The 25367-nt window shown below is 48.5% G+C and carries 21 protein-coding genes; 14 read left to right on the top strand and 7 right to left on the bottom strand.

Annotation, left to right across the window (positions count from 1 at the left end; all coding sequences use genetic code 11):
* The first annotated feature begins 18 nt into the window (after positions 1-18).
* Entirely contained in the window at positions 19-2937 is a 2919-nt protein-coding gene (locus AC6I7Z_RS22040; protein ID WP_497815938.1) for an autotransporter outer membrane beta-barrel domain-containing protein, read from the top strand.
* Between the two features lie 42 nt (positions 2938-2979).
* Positions 2980-3300 (top strand): NirD/YgiW/YdeI family stress tolerance protein, encoded by a 321-nt coding sequence (locus AC6I7Z_RS22035; RefSeq protein ID WP_497815937.1) that lies wholly within the window; start codon positions 2980-2982, stop codon positions 3298-3300.
* Between the two features lie 423 nt (positions 3301-3723).
* Here the strand turns inward: AC6I7Z_RS22035 and AC6I7Z_RS22030 are convergent, their stop codons facing one another.
* The 3 genes from AC6I7Z_RS22030 to AC6I7Z_RS22020 all read right to left on the bottom strand — a co-directional run bounded on the left by AC6I7Z_RS22030 (position 3724) and on the right by AC6I7Z_RS22020 (position 5881).
* On the bottom strand, positions 3724-4503 hold the full coding sequence (locus AC6I7Z_RS22030) for a hypothetical protein (RefSeq protein WP_497815936.1): 780 nt from the start codon (positions 4501-4503) through the stop codon (positions 3724-3726).
* Between the two features lie 103 nt (positions 4504-4606).
* Positions 4607-5245 (bottom strand): LuxR C-terminal-related transcriptional regulator, encoded by a 639-nt coding sequence (locus AC6I7Z_RS22025; RefSeq protein ID WP_497815935.1) that lies wholly within the window; start codon positions 5243-5245, stop codon positions 4607-4609.
* A gap of 45 nt (positions 5246-5290) precedes the next feature.
* The gene (locus AC6I7Z_RS22020) at positions 5291-5881 is read right to left on the bottom strand and encodes a helix-turn-helix domain-containing protein (RefSeq protein WP_497815934.1); all 591 of its coding nucleotides are present in this window, start codon (positions 5879-5881) and stop codon (positions 5291-5293) included.
* Between the two features lie 1023 nt (positions 5882-6904).
* Between AC6I7Z_RS22020 and AC6I7Z_RS22015 the strand changes: the two genes are divergently transcribed.
* The 11 genes from AC6I7Z_RS22015 to AC6I7Z_RS21965 all read left to right on the top strand — a co-directional run bounded on the left by AC6I7Z_RS22015 (position 6905) and on the right by AC6I7Z_RS21965 (position 18499).
* A complete protein-coding gene (locus AC6I7Z_RS22015; protein ID WP_497815933.1) occupies positions 6905-7222 on the top strand; it encodes a hypothetical protein in 318 nt (105 codons plus the stop codon).
* Between the two features lie 12 nt (positions 7223-7234).
* Positions 7235-7462: a hypothetical protein gene (locus AC6I7Z_RS22010; protein WP_497815932.1), complete on the top strand. Its 228-nt coding sequence runs from the start codon at positions 7235-7237 to the stop codon at positions 7460-7462.
* A 115-nt stretch (positions 7463-7577) separates the two neighbouring features.
* Positions 7578-8027 carry a fimbrial protein gene (locus AC6I7Z_RS22005; RefSeq protein WP_497815931.1) on the top strand — a complete coding sequence of 150 codons (450 nt, stop codon included), beginning with the start codon at positions 7578-7580 and terminating at the stop codon, positions 8025-8027.
* A 128-nt stretch (positions 8028-8155) separates the two neighbouring features.
* Positions 8156-8893: a fimbrial biogenesis chaperone gene (locus tag AC6I7Z_RS22000; protein WP_497815930.1), complete on the top strand. Its 738-nt coding sequence runs from the start codon at positions 8156-8158 to the stop codon at positions 8891-8893.
* A 28-nt stretch (positions 8894-8921) separates the two neighbouring features.
* A complete protein-coding gene (locus AC6I7Z_RS21995; RefSeq protein ID WP_497815929.1) occupies positions 8922-11444 on the top strand; it encodes a fimbria/pilus outer membrane usher protein in 2523 nt (840 codons plus the stop codon).
* Positions 11445-11458: 14 nt separating this feature from the next.
* Positions 11459-12511 (top strand): fimbrial protein, encoded by a 1053-nt coding sequence (locus tag AC6I7Z_RS21990; RefSeq protein WP_497815928.1) that lies wholly within the window; start codon positions 11459-11461, stop codon positions 12509-12511.
* 64 nt (positions 12512-12575) lie between these two features.
* A complete protein-coding gene (locus AC6I7Z_RS21985) occupies positions 12576-13232 on the top strand; it encodes a response regulator (RefSeq protein ID WP_497815927.1) in 657 nt (218 codons plus the stop codon).
* A gap of 37 nt (positions 13233-13269) precedes the next feature.
* Complete coding sequence (locus tag AC6I7Z_RS21980; RefSeq protein WP_497815926.1) at positions 13270-14592, top strand: TolC family outer membrane protein; 1323 nt, start codon at positions 13270-13272, stop codon at positions 14590-14592.
* A 26-nt stretch (positions 14593-14618) separates the two neighbouring features.
* Positions 14619-15878, top strand: a complete 1260-nt coding sequence (locus AC6I7Z_RS21975) for an HlyD family secretion protein (protein WP_497815925.1) — start codon at positions 14619-14621, stop codon at positions 15876-15878.
* Between the two features lie 16 nt (positions 15879-15894).
* Positions 15895-18072 (top strand): peptidase domain-containing ABC transporter, encoded by a 2178-nt coding sequence (locus AC6I7Z_RS21970; protein WP_497815924.1) that lies wholly within the window; start codon positions 15895-15897, stop codon positions 18070-18072.
* On the top strand, positions 18065-18499 hold the full coding sequence (locus AC6I7Z_RS21965) for a DcrB-related protein (protein WP_497815923.1): 435 nt from the start codon (positions 18065-18067) through the stop codon (positions 18497-18499). Before AC6I7Z_RS21970 ends, AC6I7Z_RS21965 begins: the two co-directional genes overlap by 8 nt.
* 438 nt (positions 18500-18937) lie before the next feature.
* Here the strand turns inward: AC6I7Z_RS21965 and AC6I7Z_RS21960 are convergent, their stop codons facing one another.
* Complete coding sequence (locus AC6I7Z_RS21960) at positions 18938-19432, bottom strand: FidL-like protein (RefSeq protein WP_497815922.1); 495 nt, start codon at positions 19430-19432, stop codon at positions 18938-18940.
* Positions 19429-20133 (bottom strand): winged helix-turn-helix domain-containing protein, encoded by a 705-nt coding sequence (locus AC6I7Z_RS21955; RefSeq protein ID WP_497815921.1) that lies wholly within the window; start codon positions 20131-20133, stop codon positions 19429-19431. Before AC6I7Z_RS21955 ends, AC6I7Z_RS21960 begins: the two co-directional genes overlap by 4 nt.
* Positions 20134-21021: 888 nt before the next feature.
* On the opposite strand from AC6I7Z_RS21955, the gene AC6I7Z_RS21950 reads away from it, so the two are divergent.
* A complete protein-coding gene (locus AC6I7Z_RS21950; protein WP_497816083.1) occupies positions 21022-22002 on the top strand; it encodes a RepB family plasmid replication initiator protein in 981 nt (326 codons plus the stop codon).
* Positions 22003-23113: 1111 nt separating this feature from the next.
* Here the strand turns inward: AC6I7Z_RS21950 and AC6I7Z_RS21945 are convergent.
* Positions 23114-24097, bottom strand: coding sequence for a ParB family protein (locus tag AC6I7Z_RS21945; protein WP_497815920.1), 984 nt, complete (start codon positions 24095-24097; stop codon positions 23114-23116).
* Positions 24094-25305 (bottom strand): AAA family ATPase, encoded by a 1212-nt coding sequence (locus AC6I7Z_RS21940; RefSeq protein WP_497815919.1) that lies wholly within the window; start codon positions 25303-25305, stop codon positions 24094-24096. The genes AC6I7Z_RS21945 and AC6I7Z_RS21940 overlap by 4 nt, the downstream gene beginning before the upstream one ends.
* Between the last annotated feature and the right edge of the window lie 62 nt (positions 25306-25367).

The following is a 25367-nucleotide window of genomic DNA, read 5'->3' as shown; positions in this document are numbered from 1 at the left end:
TGTGCCCGTTAAAAACTGGTGACTCGCTTTTTTCAGAAGCAAAAGCAATTCGCCAGTGCTAAAGCCTCACTTAAATCTTATGGAAGAGTTACTGGTATGAATAACAAATTTGAACTGAGTCGGATTGCAAAAGCGTTACTGCTTGCCAGCGGCATGGGTATCGTGCCGGGCATGGCGCTCGCGGCGGTTATGGTTGGCAGCCAGACGGGCAGCAATATTACTTTAGAGGATGGAGCCACGCTGATTGGTGACAAATTATTGGATGACGGCCTTTACGGCATCCTGGTTCCGGCAGGAGCGCCAGGCACGGTGGCGGCCGGCAGCGGTTCGACCATAAGCGTTAAGGACGCCGACCATTATGCTAAAGGCATTTTTATAAAGGCTGATAGCAGCAGCTTTACCGCAGATAGATTGATTCTTAATGTGTCAGGCAAAACCGCCGTCGGCATGGAGCTGAGCGGCAATAAGGTCAGCGCCGATTTAGGATCCGGCTCTTTAGTCAATATCGTAGGCTCGGGTTTTGAGGGCATAGTGGTGAAAAATGCCTCTTCGCTGCAGGCTGATAAGCTCAATATCACCACTCAGGGCAATAGCATTATTGCCCTGCATGTCAACAGCTACGGCAGCAGCGCCAGTCTTGGCGGCGGCAGCAGTATTAATACCAACGGCACTAACAGTCATGGCATCCAGGTCGACGCGCTAACCGGAACAGCGGATAACGGCGCGGCCAGCCTGAAGGCGAACGACTTGACCATTACTACCCTTGGCGCAGGCTCCCAGGGTCTTAATATTCAGACTAACGGCACGGCCGATCTGGGCAGTAACTCAACCATTATCACGAGCGGCGATACCTCGGCGGGCATCTGGAGCCTGGGCGAGCTAACCGCCGATCATCTGGCCATCAGCACCTCCGGCGCCACCTCAAATGGCATATCTGTTCTCGACACCGGTGTGGCTACTATCGGCGCGGGTAGCGTGATCTCCTCCGCCCAGGCCGGCGCGATTGCAACGAAGGGCGACACCGCGACGATCAATTTTCTTGGCAGCGAAGAAGAACGCAATACGCTGAAATCGGCGGGCTCATACGCAGCATCCGCACAGTCTGCAGGCGCGGTCATTAATATGCAGAACACAGATATTGCGATAAACAGTATGAGCGTAACAGGCAGAGGGCTTTGGGCAACGGATGGCGGCTTAATTAACGGCGACGGGTTGACGATTACCGGTTCCGCTAATTCTTACGGCATTTATGCCCTGGCTGACGGCAAGGTTAACCTGACCGGCGATCTTACCATCAAGATGAACTCGCCCGATGGAATCGCGATGGTCACGCCCTATGTTGAGGGCAATGCGCCAGGCATTATCAGCGCCGACGGGAAAATGAATATCACCGGCAGTGTAGTATCAGTGGACGGCCTAATCGATCTGAGCTTCGCTACAGGTTCTCTCTGGTCCGGCGCCGCCAAAAGCGATAACGTCAACAGCGGCCATCTTAACGTCAGCCTCATCGACAGCACCTGGAACGTCTCGCAAAGCTCTAACCTCGATAATTTGCAAATGCGCAACGCGCTGGTCGATCTCACCGCAGCCACGGACAATGAAACCTACTCAACCCTGACCATCGCCAACCTGAGTGGCAGCGGCGATTTTGCGCTACGCACCGATCTGGTGGGCGACGGCGTAAATAACATCGGCGACAAAATTGTCGTGACCAACAGCAGCGCCGGCGACTACGGCCTGAAGATTCAGAACCGCGGCAGCGCCGTGACCACCGGCAACGAAGTGCTGACCGTAGTGGAAACCCCTGATGGCGTCGCTACCTTCCGGGGCAATTCGGACGTGGAGCTGGGCGGTTATGTTTATACCGTCAACAAACAGGGCAACAACTGGGTGCTCTCCTCGCCGAGACCTGACGTGCCGGCTGAAGACCCAGCGTCCGCGCCTGCGGACGGCTCCGGCGCGTCTCCCACGACGCCCACTTCAGGCAATTCGGGCAGTGCTTCTGCCGCAACCGGCGGCAAGCCCGCGATTACCAGAACCGCCAACGCCGGCGCGAACTTCCTTAATATTGGCTATCTGATGGACTACGCCGAAACCCAGACGCTGCTGCAGCGTATGGGCAATGTTCGTCAGGGAAAAAACGGCGGGAATGTCTGGCTGCGCGGAATGGATGGCCGCCTCAGCGGTTTCAACAACGGCAAGCTGAGCAATTTCAGCATGAACTACACCGGCTATCAGTTCGGCGCCGACAAACGCCTGTCCGAAGAGATGCCAGTCTATCTGGGGCTCTTTATGGGTGTCACAGAAGGATCGCCGCACTACAAAAATGGCGACGGCAACACCAAATCCGAAAGCTTCGGTTTTTACGGCACCTGGCTGAACGATACCGGTTTCTACGTGGATGGCGTTATGAAATTCAACCGTGTCAGAAATCAGTTCAACGTCTTTGATACCCAGAATAATCGTGTCAGCGGCTACGGCGTCTCATCGGGCCTCAGCGCGTCACTGGAAGCGGGTAAAAAAATCAGTTTCTCTGACGGAGCAGCGGGTTTTTATCTGGAGCCGCAGTTACAGCTGACGGCGGGTCATCAGGATGGCACCTCACTGCGCGCCTCGAATGGACTGAATATCGACCTCGCCAGCTATAAATCGCTGCGGGGTCGGGCCAGCATGTTGGTGGGTTATGAAGTTAACCAGCGCGATTACAACCTTAACGCCTACGTTAAAACGGGCATGCTGCACGAATATGCCGGCGATGCATCCTATAAGCTGAATGGCTCACAGGAACACCTCTCTTTCCAGGGGAATGGCTGGAATAACGGCGTCGGTGTCAGTGCGCAGATGAGCAATCACACCCTCTTCCTCGAGGCCGATATGGTGGACGGCAATCGCTTCAACCAGCGCCAGGTTAACGCGGGTTATCGCATTAGCTTTTAACTTCGGGTAAAGCAGTCTTTTTCTTCATCTAAGGAGCAGTAAATGAAAAAAACTTTATGGATCATGCTCGCATTGCTCTGTTCATCGTCGGCATTTGCCCGGCAGGAGGCCACAGTAGCAGAGGCGAAAAAAATGCGCGACGATCGACACGTGGCGATAACCGGCACCATCAGCGGCCGGGCGGATGACGATCACTACTGGCTGCAGGACGCTACCGGCCGTATCCGCATTGATGTCGACGATGACGATGATGACGATGACGGCCGCTACCTGATCGGTAAAAAGGTGCGGGTAACGGGTGAAATCGATCGCGACGATGGCCAATGCGAGATCGATGTCGACCATGTCTATATTCTCAAATAAGTCCTTCGGTTAATGGAAAAAGCCAGCGCTGACGCTGGCTTTTTTTTCTGTATGGCTCACTGGCTCAGTCTATGTCGTTAATTACTTCCTTCTCGCGGAAGGCTTCCTGAACACGAAGCTGCGGACGCAGCAGATACTGAAATAAGATCTTCTCGCCGTTCGAAATCATCCTGGCCAATAACAGCAAGAGATGGTGCGTGCTGTTTTTCTTACGCCATAAACATCAATACTTATACTTCCTTTAAAAGGAAAATACGTTTGATCGTTAAACCTCCTGACTGGACTTGCCGCGCAATTAAATTCTCTCCCCTGTGCTAAAATGAAAGCGATGAAAAACCTGAGTTGACTAACCTCGCCGTCATAATATTGCATTTATGAAAAGAGACGATCACTGATATTTTATCATTTATATCGCTGTAATTTTCACAATAACTCGCTCAACTTCTTTGACATCTCTTTTGATATTTTCGCCAATACCGGCATTACGCTCTTAACCTCGGTGCTTAGTGAGACAGGATTTTTATCGGTCGTGAAGATAGCCATCGAATTGCTAAAATATGTAATCCCAGGGCAATCACGTTCTTGTAGCACGCGTTGTGATAAGGTTCGGGTTTGCAGTTTAAAGCCGGTAAGGGCAGATTGCGCTTCTTTTTCCGCTGTCCATCGTGCAGCAATCTTGCCCTTGCTGCTTAAGGCCACTCGAAAGTAATAGCGCTTTCCAGCCTGTAGCGCTGGTGATTCTCCTGCAAATTCTGACAACCGCGCAAAGTGGTGTTGGGAAATTTGGCTAAGTGAAACATTTATCGCCTTTTTCCCGGGACATAAAACCACCTTCAGCGCTCTATCCAGAGGTAAAAAACTATTTTTATATTGATTATTAACGAAAATATTGAGTATCTTTTTAGAAGGCAAGAAAGCCGTGTCATCTCGATAGACGATAACATGAGCATGCGTATCGAGTGACTGAAAGCGGTCTTGCTCCGCAGTCAAATGCTCGGACTGTGATAGCACAGGAGCATGTTGCAAAGGAGCGACAATAGCATAATTATCAAATAGATAGATTGCTAAAACAACCACAATACCAATAATCATTCCCATTACAACGTTATAAGAAATAACCAGGTTAGCGGTGTTCTTTTGACATTGGTTGTTCATAATTTCCTCTGGCAAACAGAAACAGAATAATGAAAAATCAAAAAACATCCTGTTCATCTTACGAGGAACAAACTATTGAACTGATAAAGAGATAAGCGTGAAAAATTATAAGGATTATTTAACCAGTCTGAAACCATCAAATGCATGCTGCTCAATTCTTTTTCTCATTTACAACCCCCTTATAGAGTTCAACTAAAGACAAATCATTGAGAAAAGAAATAAAATTGGTGTCTCCCTTAAGGCCGAACTTGCGCATTACATTGTATTTATGCGCATAGATTGTCTTAATTGAGATTCCAAGAATTTTAGCCGCTTGACTAACTGAATGTCCCCTTTTCAGCAAACTCATTACCTGCAACTGTATTAGCGAGATCCGTGAATAGTTACAATCCTTACAGTCTTTTGGCTCAAAAGTGTTCGTCTTTTCTTCATTTGCAAGCAGCCAGGCTGCCGCGATTTTCTCTCTCACTTTTTTCACCGTATCATTGCGGGTAATCAAAGTTAGAGATTGATAGCACACTGGCAGCAGGTCTGAAGCAACACTGTCAGTGTAATTCGCAAAAACCAGAAGTATGCTACCCGGTTTACGGCAACGATATACTGGCTGACACATAAGCAGACGCCAGAGTGAAACATTAACCAGAATAATATCTGCCTGGCGTAAGTTTTCACCGTCAATTCCCGATAAAAATTCAATGGCGACGCAGGATAAAAGCGCTTCTTCGATAATCTTAGAGATGCCAAGTTTGAAATAACAATCATCGTCCGTGAAAATCACCTTAACATCCATACACTTTCCCTTTAGCATCCCAAATTATCGGATACGAATTTACAGCTAGACAAATTTTCCGTTGGTCAGCTCCAGCTTCCCTTTGTCTTTCAGCTCCTTAAGGACTCGACAAATCGAGCTTTTAGAAAGGTGAGAGCTATTCTCAATCAGGTACAGCGCTGAAAATCTTTTTTTCAAATGCGGCGGAAGCTTTTTCCAGCGATCGATCAAGGAAATGACCTCATCGTAAGAGTTACTTTTGGGCAACTGTATATAATTCATTAAGTCAGAATACTGGCCTGACAAAACCGACATAGCGTCATGGAAGAGATCTTTTTCAAAAACCAGCCGCCAGAATGTTTCATAGTCGATAAAGCTCACCTTTCCATAGTCTACCCTTTCCAGATAAACAGGAGGTTCATCAAGCGCAGGCGTCACGCCTACTACGAAAGGTGCTGACAGGATATTTAGCACTTTATGTTCGCTTTTTAGCTTTAGTAAAAAATCGCCATCAAGAATGAACATAACCCGACGCACATTATCTTTAATTAAATGATAACGGCGCTTACCGCGCGAAATTTCATCTGGGTTTGCAATCTGCGTATAACCCGCCAATGCGTCGATGATTCGCTCATGATTCTCAATCACTCTATACATATCGATTAGCTCAATCTAACTGATAGCACGTAGCTGCGCTTCGTGTTCAGTGATTAATATAAAATTAGAAGTCAGTTTGTTATGGTCGGTGTACTTTCTCCTGGCGTACTGCGTATGCGTTTCTGCACCTCCTTTTTGCCTTCCAAAATGTCCTTTAGCGATTTTGCTATAATAAAATTCCATCCATAAAACTCAATCCCATAAACAAGGCAAAAGGAAGACCTGAACACTGCGCCATGACAAAAAAGCCACACATAACACCATATAAATAACCTAAATCAGCCAATAACACCTACAAACAGAGATAACCTGTTGGTGTTATAACTTTTTTCTGAAAAAAAGGATTATTTATTGTCATTTGAAGTTTAATGTTATTCCTTCCTCCATAAAAAATAAATAAATATAAAAATCATTAAAGATATGATCAGGTCTGCAATAAAAAAAACCATTATGGAATCAATGTTAATTTCTACTTAAAAAAATAGCTTCGGCCCTGATGTCTCCTGAGAAAAATTAAAACACAGCCTCCCAAAAGCAGATAATTAATTATACAAAATCGATATATATAGATTTTTGTTTTGTTATTTATGAAATAAATGGAATAAAAAACCAAAAGAAGGCATTTATCCTTCACCTTGCATACAGGCTTCTTCTTCTATACTCCGCTGTTTTTTGCAAATTCTCAACGTTGATCGCTCTCGCCTGACCATTTTTGAGACGTTACACCATACGTTATTCCTTCATATGATTTTCCGTTCCCGCCATATTTCTGCCCCTTGATTATATTTAAGCGCCCGGCGCTTAGCGATGCCTTAATCATGCATACAGAACAATTGAAGAATCCACTTCAACTCCTGTATAGAAAGGGGAGTTAAAAATATGTTAACAAAAACATGCTCTTTACCAAAAAGAATATTTAAAAAAATAAATTATGGATTTTTTACTATTTAATTTAGCAAATTTAATCCATTTAATAGCGCTTCCCACTTAATGCGGGTTGAAAACAATATGGAGGAGGTATTAGTGAGAGAGTTAACGTCTTTTGAAATGCAGAACGTTTCAGGCGCTGGTTTTTTTGATTTCATCGGTGCGGTTGTAGTTGGCGCCGTAACGGGTATTACCGCTTTTGGTCTTAAGTGGGCAATGAGCGGCGGTAGCGCTGGCGGCGTGCTGGGCGTAGGTTTAGTTTCCGGTGCTGGTGGTTTAGTTATTGGCGCCGTTGTCGGCCTGGTCGATGGCGTATTATATGGTGCAATGAACGGATGGGATACAACCGCGGCCTGGTTCAACGAAGTTGTTGAAAATCAGTTTGATCTGAACGTTAAACCAGTTACTGCGTAAGAAGGATGAGTTATGCGTGAGCTTAAAGTTAGTGAGATCTCAAATGTTAGCGGCGGTTCATTAACCTCGCTAATTCTCAATTTCTTCAAAAATTTGAACTCCTCTTCCTCTCAGGAGGAAACCACCGAATGGACGCGTCCGGAAAATATTCCAGCGGCGAACCCTGTTAGTGGCGAAGCGTTTGGTATGGGTATTGTTGGCATCGTTGCCGCTGTCGCCTTCGGCCTGCTGATTTTCTAATTTTTCAGGGAGAATGATTCCCCCCTGAAAATATACCATTGAGTGATTTCAGGTAATAAATCCCTCTCAATAGCTGATGTGATAAATAACTTTAGATTAATACAAAGGAAAGTATATGAAAAAGGTAGCTATGGTTTCTCTTGGTCTGCTGCTGGCAGCAACTCAGGTTAATGCAGCATCTGACGGCACTATCGACTTCTCAGGTAACATCGCAAGCCAGACCTGTACCGTTAAGGTTAACGGCAGCGACGCACCGGTGGTGTTGCCGACTGTCGCTTCCAGCCTGCTGAAAACGGCTGGCCAGACCGCAGGCGACACCCGTTTCACTATCGATCTGAGTAACTGCTCTACCCAGACTGGCGACGTTTTCGCTTACTTTGAGCAAGTAACTGGCGTCAACGCTGATGGCCGACTGAGCAACACCGGTACTGCAACCAATGTTGATCTGCAGCTGCTGGATAGCGGAAACAACGCGCTGAACGTTGGCAGCACTGACCAGATGACTGCACCGCTCAAAGCAAAACTGTCCTCTGGTGCAGCAACGCTGACTTATATCGCTCAGTAACTACGCTACCGCTGCAGCAACTTCAGGTACTGTCAACTCCAGAGTGACTTACTCAATCTCTTATAACTGATTCTGGTGGGGGCTTGCTCCCCCACCTTCTCCCTTCTCTCCATCAACTCAGTCATATCATGAAAAAAAAAAGCGTTAACTTTATAACCTCATTGCTGCTCGCATGCATTTTTTCTTCGTCGGCTCTCGCCAGTGTGACAATTATCGGCACTCGGGTAATCTATCCTGCTACTGAGAAAGAGGTCACAGTGCGGTTAGATAACCGCGGTGACCAGCCCGCTCTGGTTCAGGCATGGATCGACGATGGCGACCCCAATCAGCCAGTAGATAAAATTAATGTTCCCTTCGTTATGCTGCCACCAGTATTCCGGATGGAAGCTAATAAAGGGCAGACGCTGCGTATCGTTTATACCGGCAGTAACCTGCCCACCAGTAAAGAGTCTATCTTCTGGCTAAACGTGCTGGACATACCTCCCAAAGATAAAAGCCTGGCTAATAAAAATCAGCTACAAATGGCTATTCGTAGCCGGATTAAACTCTTTTATCGCCCCGCAGCGCTGAATGCCAAAGGCGCGGAAACCGCAGCAGCTGGTCTCGTCTGGAAAAAAGGCAGCAAAAGCAATCAACTGACGGCCGTCAACAACTCACCTTACTACGTCAACGTGGCGCAAATCAGCGCAGAGGATACTGCTGGCCGCAAACTTACGAGCGAAAAAGGTGACATGCTGGCACCAGGCGCAAGCAAGGATTTCACTTTAAAAGTCGAGAACGTAAACCAAATAAAATCAACGTTTCATTACCAGTATCTGGATGATTTTGGCGCAGCGCGAGATGTAGAAGGCCAAATCAGCCAGTGATTTTCGATGCTGATATTTAGGGGTAGATATGATGGCAAGGACAGTCTCTGTAAATAAGTCATCGGGCAGACATTTTTGTCGCTCTTTTTTAGCACTTTTTCTTATTGCTACGACAGCTTCAGCCTGGGCTGAAACGAATTATGAGTTCGACGAATCCTTTGTGAAAAATTTACCAGGGGTCAAAGTCGATGTTTCCCGTTATGCAAATGGCAACCCCATAGATCCAGGCGTCTATACCCTGGATATTTTTCTTAATGGTCGCCAGATTGGTCGTGATAACGTTCGTGTAATACGTGAAGGGAGCGGAACTAAAGCCTGTCTCTCTTATGATCTGGTAAAAAATCTGGCCATCAAAGACAGCGTTTTTAATTCGCAGCAGGCGGAAGAATTACGTTCTGGCAAGCAGTGCGTTGCCCTTGAGGAGGTTATTGAGAACAGCCACGCAGCCATTAACAGCGCTGATATGCAGATGGATATCTCTATTCCGCAAATCTACCTGCTGCGATCGGCGCGCGGCTATGTTGCCCCAGAGTTCTGGGACAAAGGTGAAACTGCTTTTACGCTGAATTATAACACTAACTATTATCGCTCCGTTTACAGTGGCGGACGTGAATATGACTCCTTCTATGGCCGAGCGCTGGCGGGTTTTAATCTGGGCGGCTGGATGTTTCGTCACGATGGCGCGCTAAGCTGGCGTCGTCAGCAGGGCAATGAATATCATCATTACGATGATATTAACACTTACGTCATGCGCGATATTCCACAGCTGAAATCACGCTTGCTGCTGGGTGAAGGCAATACCAGCGGTGAAATATTTGACACCCTCTCCTTTCGTGGCGCGCAGATTTACACGGTCGAACAGATGTGGCCAGATTCCCAGCGTGGATACGCCCCGGAAATCCGCGGCGTTGCGCGTACGAATGCTCAGGTCATGGTGAGCCAGAACGGTAGCAAGATTTACGAAACCATCAAAGAAGCTGACGGCAGCGAAACGCATTTCTCTGTGCCTTACGCGGCGATGGCGAGACTGAAACGCCCTGGCATGACCTATTACTCCCTGACCGGCGGTGTGTCTCGACGCGATAATATGGTTTATACGCCGTCCATCTATCAGGGTACGATTCAACATGGTTTTACTAATAGCCTGACTGGCTACACCGGTATTCTGGGTTCGAATAATTATACCTCCGTATTGTTAGGCGGCGCGTTTGGCCTGCCTGTCGGCGCTATTTCCTTTGATATTACGGGCGCCCAGACAAAATATGGCGATGAGAAAAAGCAAGGCGTCAGTTATCGGGCGACTTACAGTAAGAAAGTCTCTCAGACCAATACCAACTTTACCCTGGCTACCTATCGCTTTTCGTCATCCGGCTATTATAGCTTTGACAACGCCCTCCAAATTAACAATTTTTATAAAAAACATGGTAATAATGGAAGTGGTAATTATCTTTCACGTCCCAAGCAGCGTTTTTCCATGACAGCCAGCCAAAATTTTGGAGACTCATTTGGGAATCTCTATCTTACTGGTTTCATTCAAAGTTACTGGAATGATACCGGTACCAATACGCAGTTCCAGCTCGGCTACAATAATATGATTGGGCGCGTATCCTATACATTTTCCGCGAACCGATTAATATACTCAACCGGCGGACATGATACACAATTGTCGCTTGACTTTTCAGTGCCTTTAGATAGCGATAACAGGCACTATATAAGCGGAAGCGCCACGCATACTAAAGAAGGCGTTAGTGCGCAAACGGCAGTTAACGGCGTTGTGGGCGATAGTAACCAATATAATTATAGCGTTGGCGTTTCGCGCGACGTTGAAAACAATAAGTCTGGTTCGTTGAGCGGACAATATCGTTCGCCATACAGTACGCTGACAGCGTCTTACACTAAAGGGGAAAATTATTATTCAGCATCAGGCGGCGCCAGCGGCACCGTAGTGGCTTTACCTGACAGTCTGATATTCAGCGCGTACCAGTCATCGACCTATGCCGTGGTAAGTGCAGAGGATGCAGGCGGTGCGCGGGTGTTGGGTTATCCCAATATTGTTCTTAACGGCAGCGGGAAGGCCATTGTGCCGAATCTTAACCCTTACCGCATAAACGAACTGGCAATCGATCCGAAAGGTATTCCGCTTGACGTCGAGCTGGAAGCGACGCAGCAGCGCGTGATCCCGGTTGAGGGCGCGGTTGTCAGACTGGACTACAAAACCAGTAAGGGTAAGCCGCTGCTCATTCGCGCCAATCAGCTGAACGGAAATGCTCTGCCCTTTGGCGCGTCCGTCGCTGACGAGAACGGCAACCTGATTACTACCGTTTCACAAGGCGGACAAATTTACGTAAGGCTGAATAAGGATGTGAATCGCCTGCATGTCTCCTGGGGACAAACACCAATGGATAAATGTCTGGTTAACCTTGAGTCGGGGGATATTCTGTCCAGTGAAAATAAATCGCTGGCAAGACTTACCACGACATGTAGTAGCGATCAGAGTCAATCTGTTCGCTACGTTTCAAACAGCGTAACCGACAATAAGAATCAGGGTTAATCAGGTGAAACGTTATGACATTGTTTAAAAAAATTAAGAGCGCGGCCAGAGTTTTTTCTCTGGCATTATTGGCAGTTGATGCTGCGTTAATAATAACAACCAGGGCCTACGCTGACGCAGATACTAAAATAACCTGCAAAGCGCCAGTGACAACTGCTGCTATAGATTTAAAAACGCTGGGGATAAATATTTCAAGCGCTGTACCAATTGGATCCACAGTGTATGAAGGTACTATGACAGTCAATGTTGACTGTGGCATTAATTTTACCCAATGGAAAGATGGACTGACTGCAGAAGTTTATTTCAAACCATATTCAATTCCGGAAGACTCTCTGGGTTATGGATTAAGTCTGTATCTGGGCTATGGCGGACAATACTCCAACGAAGCGGGAAGTATCCCTACTGGGCATTTGGTGGACACTTATGCAGGCATTGCTACTGGTGGTTCGCTAAATAATTATACAGCGATCATGCTGAACGTACCTTTTAAAATCGTACGGACATCTTCTTCGATGACAGCGATTGCAGGCCGTTCTAATTTGAACCTGTTTAGGGTTGGTTCTCAGGTTGAGGGAAGTGATGAAAACTTTGTTGCGTCAAACCTTAAATATGCAGCCACAGTAATTGATGAAACCTGTGACGTAGCCGGTAATAGAAATCAGAACGTGTCGTTAGGAAGCTATTCCGTTAGTAAAAGTAGTGGATTTGGTTCGGGTATCGGACAAACCACCAGCGCGATCCCTTTTGCTATTAAGCTGAATTGCGAAGCACTCTTATCGGGTACATTTGATGTGATGATGCAATTCAATGGCGACGCGGTCAGCGGTTTGTCGGATTCAGGCGTAGTGGCGTTAAATTCCGCGTCAACCGCTACCGGCGTCGGCGTGCAAATCCTGAATGGCAATCAGCAACCGATCGCTCTGGCGACGCCCTTTGCCGTAGCCTCATATCCGCTCTCTGATGCGCTCGTTACCGTACCGCTATATGCACGTTATTACCAGACCGCGTCAACGGTCAGCCCGGGAACAGCCAATGCGGTAGCGTCTTATACCATCAGCTATCAGTAACCTGCAGGGCTCTGCGGAGCCCTGTTTTATCTTATCCACCTGATTAAAGGATTTATCAGACGATATGCCACTAAAACAAAGGATACTTGGGGTTGGTGTATCTGATGAAAGCCCGTTTATTGTTTATTCAATCCAGTCAATACTGGCGGCGGAATTTAATCATCAGGAGATTTGCGCTTATCCCGTAGATGCAGAAAATTTGTTAATACGCATAAAGGAGAAAAAACCTGACATTTTGATTACAGATTTTAGCTTTAGCTTTGAACGCAATGATTTAAACGGCGTAACAAAAATTGAAGAAATTCATAATCAGATGCCTGGGCTGAAGATCATCATCTTTACGGCGCAGAATAACAGCGCTATTTTGAAAAGAGTGTTGCAAATTCCTGTTCACGCCATCGTCAGCAAACGCGACGACCAGCGAGAACTGGTACAGGCCTTTAAATGGGTATGTTCCGTCAATGCAGGCATTTATTACTCAGAACAGCTGAAACATCTGGCGCGTGATAATTTTTCAGGCCCGACAAAAAGTCTGTTATCGCCGTCAGAAGTTGAAGTAATCCGGCTTTTTGCCATAGGTTACAACTTAATGGAGATAGCTAAATTGCGTAAGCGCAGCGTCAGCACTGTCGCGACGCAGAAATATAATGCGATGCGCAAGCTTCAGCTGCATTCTAATACTGATTTAATCAAATATGTATTTGCCCAGGAATTAATTTAATCCAGGCATCATTTTATTGTCCGAAACAGCGAAAATCATGAAAAATCATAAAACCTGCTATGCGCTGGTGGCGCTTTGTTGCGCGCCATCCAGCGCTTACGCTACAAATTTACAGCAGGCCGCACAGGCGGCATTAACCTACGACTCTGCTTTGCAGTCCAGTAAAAAAACCAGCGAAGCCGATCGGCAAAAATACTGGCAAGGCATGGCAGGTATGTTGCCGACGCTAACGCTGGAAGGAAGCTGGGATCGTCAGGAACAACCCAACCGAAAATATCAGAGCGGCGTCACAACGCATAGCTATGACGTGCGCCTCAGGCAACCCCTGTTTGATATGAGCAAATATGCCGGCTGGCGTAAGGGTGTCGCTATCGCTAATACCGCCGAGGCGCAAGCGCGTCTGGCTGAAGAAAAACTGCTGAACGCTCTCGCCAACGCCTATTTCTCAGTGCTCTATCAGCAAGAGGTTCTGCAGGCGGCTCAGGCGGCCAGTCATAACTTCAAACAGCAGATGGAAAAGCTTCAGGCCGGTCTCCGCAACGGTCAGAACACCCGTACCGAAGTGGATGAAGCGAAAGCGAACTTCGCGATAGCGCAGGCGAAAGAGATTGAAGCGAGCAACCAGCTGCTGCTGGCGGGCGAAGCCGTTCGTCGCTTATCGGGCATTGATCCCGACACTATTGAGCCAGTGAATTTTCAGTGTCTGAAGTCCACGCCTTATTCATCTTTAGCCGAAGCGATCGGTGCCAGCCAGCAGCGCAACACCGAGATCAAGGTAGCGCTGTTTCAGAACGATCAGGCTGATGCGGATGTGCTGGCAGCAACCGGCGCGCATATGCCGGTCGTATCGCTTTACGCCAGCTACGGCAAAAACTGGAGCCGGAATGACAACGAAGATAACGTGCTGTATGACGCGATTTTCGGCACTAACGCTAAAAGCAGCAATCTTCAGTACGGCGTGAACGTCTCTGTTCCGCTGTTTGCCGGCGGCAGTCAGATTTCACAGTCGTTTGAAGCCGCTTATCGTCGCGAAGCCGCAAAATATTCTACCGTAGAGGCGCAGCGCAAGGCGATTCAGGACACGCGTTCCGCCTGGCTCAGCCTGACCAACGGCAAAGCGCTGCTGCAGGCGGAAAAAAATGCCGTGGTGTCAGCGCGCGAAAAAGTGCTGTCTGTGCAGTACGGCCGCGAGATGGGATTTCGTACGGTCAATGACGAACTGGATGCCCAGCAAAAATACTACAGCGCCCTGAAAGATCAGGCGGAAGCGCGTCTGAACTACCTTAACGCGCTGATCGGTCTGGCGCAAAGCACCGGCTCTTTGTCACTCAATATGCTGAGTTATTTTCAGTGCCGTTAATTCCCCAACTCATGATGAATATGTAAATGGAACAGTCGCTATTCCGCCAGGAAGCCCTTGATGCGGCCAACCGCGGCAGTCTGGGCACCGTGGCGCTCTATTGCCCGCCCTATCGCTGGTTGGTCATTTCCGTGGTGATCGTTATCACTGCGGCTACTGCCCTCTTCTTTATTTTTGGCAGTTACACCAAATATGAATCCTCAACCGGCGAACTGCTGCCTAAAAACGGCATGCTGATTATTCCGCCGCCGGTCAGCGCCACCGTGATCGATATTCCGGTCAAAGAGGGTCAGCATGTGAAGAAAGGCGACGTCGTGATGGTGTTGTCGTCAGAAGTTTCCACGCAGCTGGGACAGACACGCCAGGTCATCGCTGAAAACCTCGCCGCGCAGCGCGAACGCCTGCAGCAGGATTTGCTCAACCTCAGCAAGTTGCATGAGGTTGAAATGGAAGGACTGCGCGCAACGGTCAACAGCCGGAAGCTTCAGCAAGAGCAGTTAAAGCTGCAGCTGGCGCATCGCAACAAGCAGGTTGCCCTTGCGCGGTTACAGCTCGATAAACTGAAGGCGATGCAAAAACAGGGTTACGCGTCTAATCGCCAGCTGGAAGAGCAGGAATCTACGCTGCTCGATAATCAGGCGCGCTATCAGGAGTATCAGCGCCAGCTGCTGGATATCAAGCAGAAAATCGTTCAGGCACAGCAGCAGCTGCATGAAAAACCGCTGGACGATGAAAAAAAACGCAATGATATCGAACGCCAGCTGGCGGACAACCGGCAGTCGATGGCGGAAAACGAGGCGCGTCGCTCTGTTGAGCTGCGCGCACCGAAAAGCGGCTATGTCGGCATGATTATGGTCAAAAACGGCCAGATGGTTAACGCCGGCCAGTCGGCCATAGCCATATTGCCCAGCGACAGCGAGCTGGTGGCGCGCATTATGGTGAATACCCAGTCCATAGGTTTTATTCAGGCTGGTCAGCGTGTGGTGCTGCGTTATAAAGCCTTTCCCTACCAGAAGTTCGGTCAACAATACGGCAAAGTGATTGAGGTTTCTCGCACCGCCCTTTCGCCGCAGGAAGTGACGGCCTTAACCGGTAAAAACAATGTTCAGGAACAGCAATACCGGGTGCTGGTAGCGCTGGATAAGCAAACAATCAAAGCCTATTCGCAGGACGAGCCGCTCAAACCGGGCATGGCGCTGGATGCCGACTTTATCGTCGACCAGCGTCATCTCTACGAGTGGGTGCTGGAGCCGTTATTCGCGCTGGGTCACAAAATTTCTCTCTGATTAAAAGGTCTGCGCTGTGTTGTTATTAGAGAAACTCAATTTCAAATGGTTTAACCGCCTGCCGCTGATCCGTCAGTCCCAGGCGACCGAGTGCGGTCTGGCCTGCCTGGGCATGATCGCCAACTATTACGGGCACGAGATCGACATGATCACTCTGCGTCGCCAGTTTGCCACCTCGCTGAAGGGCGCCACGCTGGCCGACGTTATTGCGATGGCGCAGCAGCTCAACATGAGCTCGCGTGCGCTGCGCATCGATCTCGAAGAGCTACCCAAATTGCGTACACCCTGCATTTTGCACTGGGAGCTCAACCACTTTGTCGTGCTAAAAAAGGTGCAGGGCCATAAGGTCACGCTTCACGATCCTGCGCGCGGCATTCGGGTAATGACGCTGAAGGAGGTCTCCACCGCCTTCACCGGCGTCGCGCTGGAGCTGATCCCCTCCTCTACCTTTGAAGTTAAAGAAGAAAAAGCGCGCATCTCGATGCGTAAGCTGGTGGGCAGCGTAACTGGCGTAAAGTCCGCATTTATACAGGTGCTGATTTTGTCGGTAGCGCTGGAGCTGTTCGGCGTGCTCTCGCCGTTCTTTATGCAATGGGTTATGGATATGGTGCTGGTTTCCGCCGACTACTCCCTGCTTACCCTGCTTGGCGTCGGATTTATCATGATCGCGCTGTTTCAGACCATGATTACCGCCCTGCGCTCCTGGGTAATGAGCTGGTTCTCCAGCCAGTTGAGCGTGCAGTGGACCATCAATGTCTGCCACCATATGTTGAAACTGCCGCTTGAATGGTTCGAGTCACGCCATGTAGGCGATATTCTCTCCCGCTACGGCTCGCTAAATACCATACAGAGCACTCTCACTACCCGCTTTATCAGCACGGTACTGGATGGCGTTATGTCGATCATTACCGTAGCAATGCTGTTTATCTACAATGCAAAACTCGCCTGGCTGGTAATTGCCCTGTTCCTGGCTTATGCCCTGCTGCGCTTTATGGCGTATGATCCGGTGCGTCGCGCCAATGAAGAGCAGATTATCAGCTCAGCGCGCACCCAGTCTTCGCTGCTGGAAACGCTGCGCGGCATTCAGGCAGTGAAAACCAATAACAAGCAAATGCCGCGCCTTGCTGCCTATATGAACTTTCTGGTGGACAGCACCAATAAAGGCATCGTAATGCAAAAGCTCAATATCCTGTTCGGCTCGGCTCAGGGATTACTGACTTCCGTCGGCCGGGTTGTGCTGGTATGGCTGGCGGCGCTACAGGTGCTTGACGGTAACTTCTCGGCGGGGATGCTTACGGCGTTTATCAGCTTTGCCGATCAGTTTATGAGCCGCGGCGCGGGCCTGATTAATGCGATTATTGACTTTCGCATGCTGCGCATGCATGGCGAACGTCTGGCGGATATCGTGCTGTCAGAAACCGAACCGAGCTCAGAGGCGAGCCCGACGTTGCTTCATAAAAGCGATGACGCACAGCCAGCGCAGGATATCGTGCTAAACGATATTCGCTTCCGCTATGCGCCTGCCGAACCCTGGGTTATTGACGGTGTCAGCCTCACCATCAAAGCGGGTGAAAGTATTGCAATTGTAGGTCCCTCCGGTCAGGGAAAAACCACGCTGGCGAAAATTATTCTGGGCCTGCTGCACCCGGAAAGCGGCACCATCACCGTTGGCGGCATGGATATTACTCAGACGGGGCTGCAGCATCACCGTAATCGCATCGGCTGCGTGATGCAGGACGATATTCTGTTTTCAGGCTCAATCAGCGAAAACATCAGCTTTTTCGATAACGAACCCGATCACGCAAAAATTACCCGCGTCGCGCGGCTGGCGCAGATTCACGGCGATATCATGAAAATGCCGATGAATTACCAGAGTCTGGTGGGCGACATGGGCTCCTTTCTTTCCGGCGGCCAGCTGCAGCGCATTTTGCTGGCGCGCGCCCTTTATCGCGAGCCGCAGATCCTGGTGCTGGATGAGGCGACCAGTCATCTGGACATTTACAATGAAGCGCAAATCAATACCGCTATTAAGCGGATGAATATTATCCGCATCCTTATCGCACACCGCCCGGAAACCATCCGGAGCGCGGATAAGATCGTTATGTTGCATAACGGTAAGGTCAGCGAAGTTACGGCCGAGCAGCTGTTCGCCCGTAGAGAAGATAATAAAGCAATGGAGATGACACATGAATAAGCATATTTGCCGCTTTAGCGAAGGAATGATCACTCTACCTGAAGGCTACTGCGAGCGCACGTTGAATACGCTGGCCGATCCTCGCTCGGTTTTGCCGCCGATGACTATTTCACGCGATAAGTTAGGCAATCATAACAATGTGGAAGAATATATTGAGAGCCAGCTCGCTATTTTGAAAAAACAGATGAAAGACTGGAAACAGGGCCCCTACGAGCAGGCTGTTCTGGGTGATAATCTGACGTCAGGCGTATTGATTAACTATGATTTCAAACGAGGCGAAGGTATGCGGCTTTACCAAAAGCAGGCAATCTTTACCCTGAATATGGAAGATCTGCTGATTTTCTCTCTGTCCAAAGCTTCTCCGCTAACAGAGGAGGAGGTCAAGCGTTTTAACGAAATACTGAAAAGCTTCCAAATCGACTCCTGATCGCTATCCCCGGTTAACGCCGGGGCTGGTCTGCAGCCCTGCTGGATAAAGGCTGCAGGCACCCTTCCTCGGGAGATCGCAACGCTTATTCCAGGGCGGATGTTATTCCCCGAAATGCCTGTTTTTATCCTTACGCTTAAATTACCTTTCGCGTTATCTCTCATGACCAGGATACAGAATATATCGATCCTTTTTTCCGTTTTTTTACGGAAGATTTGACCATTTTACGCGACTTAACGGCTTTCGTTATTTTGATCCGGTCGCCATCGCTGCAGAAATTCCGTAATATCGCTATGTGTAGTTCTTTACGTAACCACATGAAATTAATTTTGCATAAAATGTTATTCAAGCCCTGTTTTCATACTTAAGAACGATCGGCAAAGACACCTGCTGGATCAGGCACGCAATCATATTATGTTGATGCAAAAGCAGCCAGCATTAATAGCGCTGACAGGTGAACAGATAAGAAAGCGGGCCGCCTATCAGATAAGATTTTTCGTCAACCTTAACGACGTCAAGCTGCAGGTAGGAGGGATCCAGCGTCAGCTCTGCCTTGAGAATATTAAAGATGGCATCGGGCGTAGTATCTGTTGCTGAAGTGATGATCTGGCTGATTTTATAGCGATAGGTATCGTAATCAATTTTATCGCCTGTAGTAAGAATAAGCCTTCTGTTAAGCAGCGTGGTGTTATCGCCGCTGATCACCTGGCCATTAAGCAAGAGATAGCCTGAGTTTCGATTCTGGAAACGCAGATCCTGCGTGACGTTAAAATCGAGACGGTTGCCCTCTTTTCGGCTGAGATCGTAACGCGTAAAGGTCGCGCAACGAAAGGGAAAGCTATCGGCTGTATTGCGAATGTATTGAGTGCCGATTAACAGCATAACCAGGGCTGCCAGCACAACAATAAATGCAATGCTAATACTTCGTTTCAATCCAGTCTCCAGTCAAGATAGTAAAAATTATCGCAGGAAATAACATGACCGCTATCGTTGAGCTTACAGGAGGAAAGGATCGTTCGTCCGTAGTTCTGTGGATTAAAGGAGGTATTCCTGTCGAAATAGAAACGACGGCTGGCATCGCAGGACTGATGATTCTCGCTGAGCATTTGCAGGATCTGTTTTGTTACCGATCCTCGTTCATTCGGGTCCAGCCCGGCGATAAATACCGCTTTGCATCCGCCCGGCAGGCTAATGGAAACGGGCGATATCTCCTGCTCGCTGGATTCCGATCTCCACATGCTCCATGCGATGACACTAAGCACTATAGCCAGAATAGCTGTTTTCACTAATCTGCTGCTTCGCCATTCGCGGCCTTTTTGCTTTTTCTCTGTCCGCTCACTCTCGGGATTATCGATTGCCGGTTTAGCCATGACGACGGGTGTTTCATCCGGTACGACCTCTGAAGAGACGGATTCGCGCGTTATTGCTATTTCAGTGTTAAGCCGGATACCTACTTTTGGAATGGTAACGATGAGGTTCTCACAGCCGTAGGCTGCCAGCGCTCTTCTCAGGATGCTCAGATACTGATTGAGATTACTGTTAGATCCACGCAGTCCATATTTATCCCAGACTTCAGTCAGCAGCGTTTCGCGCGGCAGGATCTCGCCGTCTGAATTCAGCAGACGCTCAAACAACCGGCCTGCAGAGATACTGAGGCTTAGCGTTTCCTGAGTAGGCAGATGACATAGCGAGCAGTCGTCTGCATTGTAAGCAATACTTTCATCGATTATGTAAATCATTCATGTATAAATAGATTTTCACTATTTCTTTAGCCATGCAAGGTTATCTCAATCCAGCCTTACTCAGTCAGTCTGTTGCCTAATCAAATAATAACGTCGTGAAAACAGAAGAATAGCACACTAAAAAGTGTTCATCAGATAGCTGAGACGCGAGAAAGCGACGATTTTCTTTCTGTTTAAGTGCGTCATAAATAGCGCGTGCCTGGCGTATTCATTGTGAAACGGTGGCAGAGGTGTTGCTGTTCGTGCAATCTGCCCGGCGAGGAAAAAGAGTGAACGGTTCCATCAGAGTGGCCTGATGATCAGAGTTATCCACTGAATAGATCCCAACAATGCGATCCTAATATGATCCCAATAAGATCCTAAAGAGATCCCCGATCGCTGTAACCCTTGCCAGTTCTGGCCTGAAAGGGTGATCGCATAAGCTGTAGTCAGTAAAATATAAGCTAGAGTCAGTAAACCATAAGCTGTAAGGCGTAAAGTATAAGCTGTAACTGGCAAAGAAGATAAGCTATAGTGAGTTCACTCACGGTTTTTTCTGTTTAACTGTGGATAATTTTTATCTTTAATTTCATGCTGCTATTCGCTGTCCTGTTAGTTCTGTCTGGATCATACAAGTTTGATCCACAGACTCAGCGGATCTGAAAGTGCCTGCAGAACCACTCGCGTGCTTTGCCCTTAACGATTTTTGACAGTTAAATTAACACGTTATATTGTTAATATTAGGATCCGGAGCCTGTTTTGGATAACGAAAGCATAGATCTTGATACCCTTTTCCAGGAGATGGATAAGTCCACTGGCGAACTTGTTACGCTCACGCCAAACGCCAACAATACGGTGCAACCGGTCGCGCTTATGCGGCTCGGCGTTTTTGTCCCTACGCTTAAGTCGTTAAAAAACAGCAAAAAAAACACCATGTCCGTAACGGACGCGACCGAAGAGCTCTCCCGGCTTTCGCTGGCCAAGGCAGAAGGTTTCGACAAGGTTGAAATTGTCGGCCCGCGACTGGATATGGATAACGATTTCAAAACCTGGGTGGGGATTATCCACTCGTTCGCCAAACATAAAGTGATTGGCGATAAGGTAAAGCTTCCCTTTGTCGAGTTTGCCAAACTTTGCGGCATACCGTCGAATCGCTCATCTAAGAAGCTCAGAGAGCGCATAAGTCCTTCTTTGAAGCGTATAGCAGGTACGGTCATCTCTTTCACCGCGAACACGAAAGAGCATTCCAAAGAGTACGTTACGCACCTTGTGCAGTCAGCTTACTACGATACCGCAAAAGATATTGTTATCCTGCAGGCCGATCCTCGCTTATTTGAACTGTATCAGTTTGATCGTAAAGTTCTTTTGCAGCTTAAAGCGATCAATGTGCTCAAGCGGCGCGAGTCGGCGCAGGCGATCTATACCTTTATCGAGAGCCTGCCCAAAAATCCGGCTCCAATTTCACTTGCACGTCTTCGCGCCAGGCTTAACCTTAAATCTCCCGTATTCTCTCAAAACCAGACCGTACGGCGCGCTATGGAGCAGCTGAAGGAGATAGGCTACCTGGACTACACCGAAGTTCAGCGAGGCCGTGCGGTCTTTTTTAACGTCCACTATCGCCGGCCCAAGCTGAAAGCGCCTAAAAATGAGAGCGAAGAAATTATCCCGACAGCACCTGCTGTGCCGGCCAGCCCCGATCCTGAACTGACGAAAAAGCTCGAAATTCTCGAGAAGCTGGGGATTTCAATGGACGATCTGGAAAAATTATTTAAAAACAAGTGATTGCATTTTGTTTTTCGCGCGAATAAGCGTTTAAAAACGTGGGTTGTTGGTTAATTTACTCACTATAGCTTATATAGTCTCTGGTGAGTAAAGGGGGTTATTGCGGCTGCTCTACAGGTCAAAACGGGAAGCACAATGTCGTGCTACATAGAGTAAACCTGGAATTAGCATTAAAAAACAGTCGGATAACCAGCTTCGCAAAACCTTTCATCTGGAACGCGCGTCACAAACATAAGCTGTAGTGAGTAACTTACTCACTACAGCTTATATACTTTTTTTCTATGCTTTATCACAGCGTCTCCAGTTACATCCCTTGCTCTGAGCCCTCTCGTCACCTGCCCTACCCTGACCTTTTTGTTGTGTGACTTAGTATTCAGCACCTTTACTCTGATTGTTGCTGATAACGTTAGCTGAGCAACTTACTCACTACAGCTTATATAAGGCCCCAAAAGACCCTTTTACTCACTACAGCTTATATATAAGCTGTAGTGAGTATCATAAGCTGTGGAGAGCAGTTTACTCATTACAGCTTATATCTCTCCTCTCTCCTGCTAATGACAGAGGAATATCTCATTCCAGCGTTCGGCCAGAGTCAGAACAGCTACTTACTACGCGCTGCTTTAAAGAGATGGGTGGAACGAATGATGGTTGAGCGGGAACCCACTCTCCAGAGCTAATGTAGAGAGACTTCATAGTGTGCCTTTGTCTGTCGTGCCTGACAGTCTTCAAGCCGAGTGGATAGTGCCCGCGAAAGAGTGAAAATCAGTCCCCTGTCTGGTGGTAAGCCAGTCGCCCTCAGCAAACTCCATCTGCTGTCTGATACCGTGCTGAACGGGGCAATTGCTTATGATGGGCCAGATTTATAAGGAACATTTCATCAGAACGCCGTGAAAAGACACAGCGTCACTTTCTGCTGTGCAGAAGGGGTCTGTTGCGTCTTAAAAGGGGATTTTATGACGGTAATCGACGGGAATTTCAGCTTGAAATATTCGACGCAAATTTCAATAAAACAGAAGGTTAGCTCGTTTTTTTCGTGGGTAAGGTGAGGTGAGAGTCTGACAGAGTCGATTCAGGATGGGGCCCTGAGGAAACATCACTCAGGGCCTTGCTGCTAGCGGGCTATACCCTCGGCCTGCATTTTTTCCAGTATCGTTTTTACTGCAGTATCGAGTTCGGCCTGATAGTGCGCAGGTATGCGGGAAAACTCATAGGTAACCAGACGTTTTTCCGCATCGGTCTTTTTACGGGCGAACTGCTTTTTATCCGTAAACTCCGCCATCTTTTCCGTTACGACTTTTTTGTCAGCTTTCGTGCTTTTCGCACTACTGTTTACCGAACGAATAAAGCCAATGATGCGGGATTTCGATCCAGGATCGTGCGGATCCAGTGTTACATCCCCTTCTATACGCTCGCGTACTCTCTCTACCAGTTCATCAAGGCTGCCCTGTCTTGCTTCGACTTTCTCAGCGATATCAAGCAGCGTCTGATAATCATTGATCGAGAGATCGCTTACTGAGGGAAACAGGCCAATCAGTTCATCAGGTACTGAAGCGGCCTGAAAGGCCCGGCTGATTTTCGCAGCCGACAGCCCTTCTGCTCTGGCGATATCTGACTGATTCATGCTCTCTGGATACATCAGCATCAGACGTTTACCCAGTTCGCGCAGCGTGTGCTCTTTCGCGGTCTGGATATCGACAGCGAGCTGGCGCGCGTCAGACAGCGAAAGATCATCTTTAGTGACCAGCACCTCGAATGGCGTGCCGTTATAGAGGCAGGCGGCGCGGCGGCGCGAACCATCAAGCACTTCAATGCGACCGTCCACTTCGCGGCCGATAGCCGGAAAGAACTGCTGAAGTTTAATGGTACGGGAAATATCGCTGACCGACTCCGGCGTAAGAAAAGCCTGGTCGCGGCCGTTTACCGCGGCATCCACATAAGTCTGCGTTTCAATATCATCATGCAGAATTTTTGTCAGGGCGAAACGCGCTTCGGCGCCGGATTTGAGAATAAAAACGCGGGTGCTCTCCGTTTCGCTCAGCATGCGAGAAAAGCTGGAATTACCCAGCGTGCGGCCCATTTTTTTCATTTCTTTCATGACTGCGAACTCCTGACAAATTCAATGCGTTTAAACACGGCCTGAGTAAAGCGCTCCGCCTCGCGCTTGGCATTTTTGAGCGCTTCTGTGCTGCCCGGGTAAGACTGAGGATCGGCGCTGACAATGGTGTCAAACGTCTCTCCGCAGCGCTCGAAGCCATCCAGCCGCGGTAAGGCAGCATCAAGAATGTAAGAGGTAAATACGTCACGCGCTAAACCGTGCGTCATCTCGTGATCCCGCTTGGAGGTCATTTTCGACATAAATCCGATATTACCCTTAATGCGCGGATTAATGCCCTCCTCTTCCAGCTGCTCCAGCATTTCCGGAAGACGAGTCAGATATTTGAGCGTGGAGTGAAAATCTACCTGCGCGGGCGGCGTCGGCGTGAGCAGCAGATCGCTGGCGGCGATAGCGTTAAGCATAAAGGCGTCGAGATGCGGGCCGGTATCGATAAAGATAAAGTCATAGTCATCGCCAACGCGATCGATGATGTTGCGGCGCAACACTTCCGACGGCAGCACGCCCGGCAGATGTTCGCGAACCAGATCGTTCCACTGGCTGGCGACGAAGCCGTCGTCAATTGAGGCCGGGATAATGTCTACGCCAGGGATAATCGTTGGCTGGATAATCTCTTTATGAAGCTGTTCGGCATCCAGATCGTTAAGCATCGCCTGCGCCGCGGTTTCCATGATAGAACCGATGCTGTTTGCATGATTGAGAAACATGGTGCTGGAGGCCTGGGGATCGAGATCGATAACCAGATTGCGCAGATCGTACTGCAGCAGGTCCGGATGAACACGCAGACCGTGCGCCAGGGTAACGGTACTGACCGTCTTGGAGACACCGCCCTTGAGGTTAACCACAAAAATGACGAACGGCCCTTCCCCTTTATGAATATCGCGATATTTAGGCACTTTACGATGTGCATAAATATCGACGACATCCTGCACCGTCAGCGCATAGTGCTTAGTATTGCCAGCATCCTTTTTGCCGAAGACGTGCCCTTTTGATTCCATTTCTTCAATCGCCTGCTCAACGGCTCGACGGCTGAGTTTGGGCAAATTAGCAACCGAATTGCGGGTGAAGGTCTGGTAATACTGATCGAGGCCAAATTCGTGACGCTTATCGATTATGTCATCACTCATACTACGCAACATGGCGTTTGCCCTGCGCGCTGTTTCGTCTACTCCACCATAATTGCTCTTCATCACTCCGCTCCGTTGGCAATATTTCAGGACAGTGTACAGAGTGTCCTGCTATGTGCAAGATT

Source organism: Pantoea sp. X-Soil-MYKO-1289 (genome assembly GCF_059730625.1).
This window is presented reverse-complemented; position numbering and strand designations above follow the sequence as displayed.

What these genes read in the sequence shown, in the direction of transcription:
- AC6I7Z_RS22030 (WP_497815936.1), bottom strand. Translation starts at nt 4,503, where the DNA reads ATGTTTTTTGATTTTTCATTATTCTGTTTCTGTTTGCCAGAGGAAATT.
- AC6I7Z_RS22005 (WP_497815931.1), top strand. Translation starts at nt 7,578, where the DNA reads ATGAAAAAGGTAGCTATGGTTTCTCTTGGTCTGCTGCTGGCAGCAACT.
- AC6I7Z_RS22025 (WP_497815935.1), bottom strand. Translation starts at nt 5,245, where the DNA reads ATGGATGTTAAGGTGATTTTCACGGACGATGATTGTTATTTCAAACTT.
- AC6I7Z_RS21995 (WP_497815929.1), top strand. Translation starts at nt 8,922, where the DNA reads ATGATGGCAAGGACAGTCTCTGTAAATAAGTCATCGGGCAGACATTTT.
- AC6I7Z_RS22010 (WP_497815932.1), top strand. Translation starts at nt 7,235, where the DNA reads ATGCGTGAGCTTAAAGTTAGTGAGATCTCAAATGTTAGCGGCGGTTCA.
- AC6I7Z_RS22035 (WP_497815937.1), top strand. Translation starts at nt 2,980, where the DNA reads ATGAAAAAAACTTTATGGATCATGCTCGCATTGCTCTGTTCATCGTCG.
- AC6I7Z_RS21950 (WP_497816083.1), top strand. Translation starts at nt 21,022, where the DNA reads ATGGATAAGTCCACTGGCGAACTTGTTACGCTCACGCCAAACGCCAAC.
- AC6I7Z_RS21945 (WP_497815920.1), bottom strand. Translation starts at nt 24,097, where the DNA reads ATGAAAGAAATGAAAAAAATGGGCCGCACGCTGGGTAATTCCAGCTTT.
- AC6I7Z_RS21985 (WP_497815927.1), top strand. Translation starts at nt 12,576, where the DNA reads ATGCCACTAAAACAAAGGATACTTGGGGTTGGTGTATCTGATGAAAGC.
- AC6I7Z_RS21980 (WP_497815926.1), top strand. Translation starts at nt 13,270, where the DNA reads ATGAAAAATCATAAAACCTGCTATGCGCTGGTGGCGCTTTGTTGCGCG.
- AC6I7Z_RS22020 (WP_497815934.1), bottom strand. Translation starts at nt 5,881, where the DNA reads ATGTATAGAGTGATTGAGAATCATGAGCGAATCATCGACGCATTGGCG.
- AC6I7Z_RS21990 (WP_497815928.1), top strand. Translation starts at nt 11,459, where the DNA reads ATGACATTGTTTAAAAAAATTAAGAGCGCGGCCAGAGTTTTTTCTCTG.
- AC6I7Z_RS21965 (WP_497815923.1), top strand. Translation starts at nt 18,065, where the DNA reads ATGAATAAGCATATTTGCCGCTTTAGCGAAGGAATGATCACTCTACCT.
- AC6I7Z_RS22000 (WP_497815930.1), top strand. Translation starts at nt 8,156, where the DNA reads ATGAAAAAAAAAAGCGTTAACTTTATAACCTCATTGCTGCTCGCATGC.
- AC6I7Z_RS21940 (WP_497815919.1), bottom strand. Translation starts at nt 25,305, where the DNA reads ATGAAGAGCAATTATGGTGGAGTAGACGAAACAGCGCGCAGGGCAAAC.
- AC6I7Z_RS21975 (WP_497815925.1), top strand. Translation starts at nt 14,619, where the DNA reads ATGGAACAGTCGCTATTCCGCCAGGAAGCCCTTGATGCGGCCAACCGC.